The organism is Mycobacterium sp., from assembly GCF_044342925.1.
In the GTDB taxonomy this organism is placed as follows: domain Bacteria; phylum Actinomycetota; class Actinomycetes; order Mycobacteriales; family Mycobacteriaceae; genus Mycobacterium.
The window spans coordinates 1-5,595 of the sequence record NZ_JBIIOV010000197.1 but is presented as its reverse complement, the minus strand read 5'-3'; the positions used below and the strand labels follow the sequence as shown (position 1 = coordinate 5,595).

The window sequence follows — 5,595 nt, the reverse complement described above, 5'->3', positions numbered from 1 at the left end:
CCACGACGCCACGTTCCACTTGCTGATCCACAGCGCGGCGAAGCCGGCGATCAGACCGCCGACGATGCCGCCGATGAAGCCGGCGCCGACGAACACTGCCACCGCGCCGGCGGTGAAGCCGGGCGCCAACCCGGGCCGGTCGGCGATCGCGAAGGCGATGTAGCCGGCCAACGCCGGGACGAGGAACATGAACGCGAGGCCGCCAAGAGTGAACAGCACCGCGCCGAGATATTCGGTCAGCCCGCCAGGGGGCAGTTGAGTCAGCGTGTTTTCTGTCGCGATATGGCTGCCCAACGAGTTCATTCCGAAGGCGAGCGGCTTCGCGCCCTCAGGGGTATTGGCGATCTCGTAGCCGGCCAGCAGGAAGCCCAGCGCGATCAGCAGGCCGCCGGCCGCCACGAACGGGATCATGTAGCTCACACCGGTGAGCAGGATCTGGCGTATCCGCGTTCCCCACCCCAGGGTCGAGGCAGCGGCCGCCCCGCCCGACGCGGCTGCCGCGGCCGTGCCCTCGACCCGGGCGGCGTTCGGATTGCCCGCGGCCGCAACGGCTTCGGCGATCATGACGTCGGGCTCGTTGATGGCCCGTTTGACTCCCGAGGCGATCACCGGCTTACCGGCGAAACGCCCGCGGTCCTTGACGCCGACGTCGGTGGCGAAGATGACGGCGCCGGCGCCGTCGATGGTCGCCGCGCTCAGCGGAGTGCTGCCGGAGGAGCCCTGGGTCTCCACGGTCAGGTTCACACCGGCGCGCTCGGCGGCCAGCTTCAGCGCGTCCGCCGCCATGTAGGTGTGCGCAATTCCGGTGGGGCAGGCGGTGATCGCGACCAACGACGTCGTGGCGGCCGCCCTGGCCGGTGCAGCGGATGCGGCGACGCCCGCGGCTGCAGCCGCCCCGCCCGCCGGGCCGCCCGCCACTGACTCCGGCGGGCGGACGACGCCCTCGACGAGGCCGACGACGTCGGCGGCGGTCGGAGCCTCGCGCAGCGACTGCACGAACTCCGGGCGCACCAGCGCCCGCGCCAGGCTGGACAGCAGCTTCATGTGCTCGGCACCGGCCCCCTCGGGAGCGGCGATCAGGAACACCAGATCCGACGGCCCGTCGGCGGCGCCGAAGTCGACCGGATCGGCCAGTCGGGCGAACCCGATCGACGGCTGGCGCACGGCGGCGGACCGGCAGTGCGGAATGGCGATCCCGCCGGGCAGGCCGGTGGCCGACTGACTCTCCCGGGCCAGCGCCGCCTGCAGCAGCGCGGCGCCATCGTCGGCCCGGCCGGCATCGGCGATCAGGGTGGCCAACCGGTTGATCACCGCCGTCTTGTCCGCCCCCGCGGAGGCGTCCAGCAGCACCAGATCGGTGCTGATGATGTCAGTGTTTGTCATAGCGCACCTTCGGATCGGGATTCGACTGGGGCGGCGGCGACCGCGATGACGGTCACATCGTCGAGATTGAGCTGGGCCGGCGTGGGCATCGCCGAGCCGGGCAGCGCCGCGGCGCCGCTGCCGTAGGCAACGGCCATCTGCAGCCGGCCGGGGGCCCCGGCGCCTTCCACGTCGGCGCGGACGTAACCCGCCAGGGACGAGTCACCGGCGCCCACGGTGCTGCGCGGTGTGATCGGCGGCGGCGTCGCCAGCCAGGCCCCGTCGCGGTCGACCAGCAGGGCGCCCGCCGACCCCAGGGTGGCCAGCACCGCACCCACGCCGCGGTCGATCAGTCGGCGCGCCGCCGTCACCACGGGTTGGGCGTCACCGCGCTGCACCGCCGACTCCAGCGACTCGGCTGTCACCCCGGTCAGGCTGGCGAGTTCCTCGGAGTTGGGCTTGATCAGGTCCGGCGCGGCGCGTTCCAGGCCGGCGGCCAGCGCGGCCAGCGGGGCGTCGGAGGTGTCCACCGCCACCTTGCAGCCGTGCGCTTTCAGTGCCGCCGTCATGTCGGAATACCAGCTGTCGGGCAGGCCGGGCGGCAGCGAACCGGACAGCACCACCCAGTGATCGCCCCGAGCCTGCTGCATGACGGCCCACGCCAGGGCTTCGGCTTCGGACGGCTCAAGGGTGGCGCCGGGTTCGTTGATCTTCGTTGTGGTGCCGTCCGGTTCGGTGATGGTGAGGTTGGTCCGCACCCCGCCGGAAACCGGCACCGCCTCGAACTCGACGCCCTGCACCTGCAGGCCCGCCAGGATCGGATCGTGACTGCCGGCCGGCAGCACCGCCACCACGTCCAGACCGGCGAGGGTCAGCGCTCGGGCGACGTTCACCCCCTTGCCGCCGGGTTCGGACGACACCGACGTCACCCGGTGCACACCGCCGCGAACCAATTCGGCGGGCAGCGTGACCGTGCGGTCGATGCTGGGGTTGGGCGTGACGGTGACGATCATGCGGCTCCCATGTTGATTCTCACTGTGCAACAACCACTTCCAGTCCCTCGGTGGCGAAGCCGGCACGGTCTGCGGCGCTGATCTCGGCGTCGGTGACCAGCACGTCGAGGGCGTCGATCGGAGCGAAGCTGACGAAGTCCTCACGGCCGATCTTGGATGAATCAGCCATCACCACAACGAAGTTCGCGCAGGCGACCATGGCGCGCTTGACCGCGGCCTCTTCCGGGTCCGGGGTGGACATGCCGTGACGCAGGGTGATCCCGTTGGTGCCGACGAAGGCGATGTCCACGCGCAGGGCCGCGAGAGTGTTCACCACCTGCTCGCCGACGCAGGCCTTGGTTAGACCCCGGACGCGGCCGCCGAGGACTTGCAGCGACACCGATCCGAGGCCGGCCAGCCGCGCGGCGATCGGGATCGAGTTGGTGAGGACCAACAGTTCGCGGTCCGGCGGAAGCAGACCGGCCAACCGCGCGGTGGTGGTGCCGGCGTCAACCAGGACGGTGGAGCCGGACTGCGGGAGGAACTCAGCCGCGGCCCGTGCGATGGACTCTTTATCCGCCGACCGGGTGGACTCGCGCTGGTCGAGGCTGGGCTCCACCAGGTGCAGCGCCCGGGTCGGCACTGCCCCGCCGTGTACCCGGCGCAATACCCCGGCCCGGTCGAGGACGGCCAGGTCGCGGCGCACCGTCTCGGTGGTGACGTCGAAGGTCTGCGCCAGTTCGGCCACCGAGGCTCGCCCGTGGGAAATCACCTGCGCGGCGATGGCCTGCTGGCGTTCCTCCGGATACACGACACCCCCTCAAGCCCCTCGCGAATCAACTCTGTGGGATTACCCCGCATTTATGTTGATATGTGTGGTTTTACCGCCGCCCGTGTGTGATTGTCAACGTTTTGCTCTAATCCACTGCATGACCGCCCCACAAACAGCAGTTCTGCAGGGAGTCCCGGTGGTTCCGGGAGTTCGTTTCGCCCCGGTGATCAGGGCTAACCGGCTGCCTCCGATCCAGGACTTGGATCCCGGGGGCGAACTGCCCGAACCGGATCGTCCCGCGGAGGTTGCCCGTTTCGGGGCGGCCGCCGCCACGGTGGCCGAGCGGCTGCGTGAGCGTGCCGCTGCCGCCAGCGGTGCCGCCGCGGAGGTGCTGACCGCGACGGCCCAGCTGGCCCAGGACCGCGCCTGGCTGGGGTCGGCGGAGAACGCCATCAAGGCGGGTAAGCCGGCGGTGCGCGCGACCAACGACGCAGCCGGCCAGTTCATCGAGATGTTCACCAAGATGGGCGGCCTGATGGCCGAACGGGTCACCGATCTCAAGGACATCCGCGACCGCGTCATCGCCGAACTGGCGGGCCTGCCGGCGCCCGGAGTTCCGGAGCCGGTCGAGCCATCGATCCTGCTGGCCGAGGATCTGGCCCCCGCCGACACCGCCGGCCTGGACCCGCACCGCGTCGTCGGCCTGGCCACCACGCTGGGCGGTCCCACCAGCCACACCGCGATCATCGCCCGCCAGCTCGGTATTCCCTGTGTGGTCGCGGTGAAGGGTCTGGACGGCGTGCCGGCCGGGGCGATGGTGCTGCTGGACGGCAGCCGGGGAACCGTCACCCTCAACCCGGACCGGACCGAGGCGGCGGCGGCGGTCGCGACGGCCGACGTCGCGGCGGCGGCGATGGCCGGCTGGACCGGACCGGGAGCCACCTCCGACGGTCATCCGGTGTCGATCCTGGCCAACGTTGCCGACGGGTCAGCGGCCCGCGCGGCCAAGCAGTCGCCCGTCGAAGGTGTGGGCCTGTTCCGCACCGAGCTGTGCTTCCTGGACGCCGACACCGAGCCGAGCGTCGATGCGCAGGCGCTCATCTACGCCGAGGTGCTCGACGCCTTCGCCGGCCAGAAGGTGGTGATCCGCACCCTCGACGCGGGTTCGGACAAGCCGCTGAAGTTCGTCAACAGCCCCGAGGAGGAGAACCCGGCGCTGGGCGTGCGGGGTTTCCGGATCATCGAGATCGACGCCGATCTGGTGGGCCGCCAACTGGACGCCATCGCCGTGGCCGCCGAGCGGACCGGCAACCCACCGTGGGTGATGGCGCCGATGATCGCCACCCCACAGGAAGCCAGCCGGTTCGCCGAACTGGCCCGTGCGCGCGGTCTGTATCCGGGGGTGATGATCGAGGTGCCTGCGGCGGCGCTGCTGGCTGAGCGGATTCTCGAGCACGTCGAGTTCCTGTCGATCGGCACCAACGACCTGACCCAGTACACGATGGCCGCCGACCGGATGTCGTCGGACTTAGCGACGCTGACCGACCCGTGGCAGCCCGGCGTGATCGCCTTGGTGGCCAAGACCGCGCGGGCGGGGCAGGCCACCGGCAAGCCGGTCGGGGTGTGTGGCGAGGCCGCCGCCGACCCGTTGCTGGCCTGTGTGCTGATCGGCCTGGGTGTGACGTCGCTGTCGGCGGCCGCTTCAGCGGTCACCCCGGTCGGCGCCAAACTGTCGACGGTGACGTTGCAGCAGTGCAAGGACGCGGCCGAGGCGGTGCTGGCGACCGCCGGTCCGGCGGAGGCGCGGGCCGCGGCGCAGGCGGTGCTCGGCTAGCGCTAGGCGGTGACGGCCTCGACGTCCGCACTCGGTGTGGGATAGGTCAGCTGCAGCTCCCCGATGGTGGCCGCCACGGTCACCAGGGGGAGGGCCGCCCGCGCGGGGTCGGCGGTGAAGATGGCCTCCGCGCGCAGCGCCGGGACGAACTCGTCGCTGATCTCCGGCAGCGACGCCGGAGCGTTAACCTGCTCGATACAGGCGCACAACGCAGCGGTGTAGTGCTCCAACACATTTCGCGTCATCGGGAAAGCTCCGGTCGGGGGTGGCACGACGTCGGCGATGAGGTCGGCGGCGGTCCGCAACCGCGGAATCCGATCGGCGCTCTCCACCTGGGCGACGTCGATGGTTCCGTTGGTCTCGGCCACGTACACTCGCACCGCGTCGCCGTGGGTGCGTGCGGCGACCAGTGCTTCCGACCCCAGTTCGGCGACCGCCGTATCGGTGTCCGGCGACGCCCCGCGGGTCACCCGGGTCACTGCCGCGTCGAGGTACCACGAACAGGCCAGCACGGCGTTGTCAATGGCCCGGCGCACGGCCGTGCTGGCGCCGCCGGGCCACATCAGTGCCGACACCACCATGCCCACCGCACCGCCCAGCATGACGTCTTCGATGCGGACCAGGCCGATCTGCCA

Annotated in this window: 4 protein-coding genes and 1 pseudogene; 1 reads left to right on the top strand and 4 read right to left on the bottom strand. The window is 71.1% G+C overall.

Features of this window, described 5'->3' with window-relative positions; genetic code table 11:
* The 3 genes from ADBZ6I_RS15675 to ADBZ6I_RS15665 form a co-directional block, all read right to left on the bottom strand.
* Positions 1–1,383 (bottom strand): fructose PTS transporter subunit IIA (locus ADBZ6I_RS15675; protein ID WP_526385444.1); only part of this gene is annotated, 1,383 nt, incomplete at its 3' end.
* Positions 1,380–2,375 (bottom strand): 1-phosphofructokinase, encoded by a 996-nt coding sequence (gene pfkB / locus ADBZ6I_RS15670; RefSeq protein ID WP_526385442.1) that lies wholly within the window; start codon positions 2,373–2,375, stop codon positions 1,380–1,382. The genes pfkB and ADBZ6I_RS15675, both read right to left, overlap by 4 nt.
* 19 nt (positions 2,376–2,394) lie before the next feature.
* Complete coding sequence (locus ADBZ6I_RS15665) at positions 2,395–3,165, bottom strand: DeoR/GlpR family DNA-binding transcription regulator (protein ID WP_526385440.1); 771 nt, start codon at positions 3,163–3,165, stop codon at positions 2,395–2,397.
* A gap of 118 nt (positions 3,166–3,283) precedes the next feature.
* On the opposite strand from ADBZ6I_RS15665, the gene ptsP reads away from it, so the two are divergent.
* Entirely contained in the window at positions 3,284–4,960 is a 1,677-nt protein-coding gene (gene ptsP / locus ADBZ6I_RS15660) for a phosphoenolpyruvate--protein phosphotransferase (protein ID WP_526385438.1), read from the top strand.
* Between the two features lie 2 nt (positions 4,961–4,962).
* Here ptsP and ADBZ6I_RS15655 read toward each other — a convergent pair.
* A pseudogene (locus tag ADBZ6I_RS15655) lies at positions 4,963–5,595 on the bottom strand (FUSC family protein); the annotation flags it as partial.

Excerpts from the sequence above, each read along its gene's own strand:
- pfkB (WP_526385442.1), bottom strand. The coding sequence starts at position 2,375 with ATGATCGTCACCGTCACGCCCAACCCCAGCATCGACCGCACGGTCACG.
- ptsP (WP_526385438.1), top strand. The coding sequence starts at position 3,284 with ATGACCGCCCCACAAACAGCAGTTCTGCAGGGAGTCCCGGTGGTTCCG.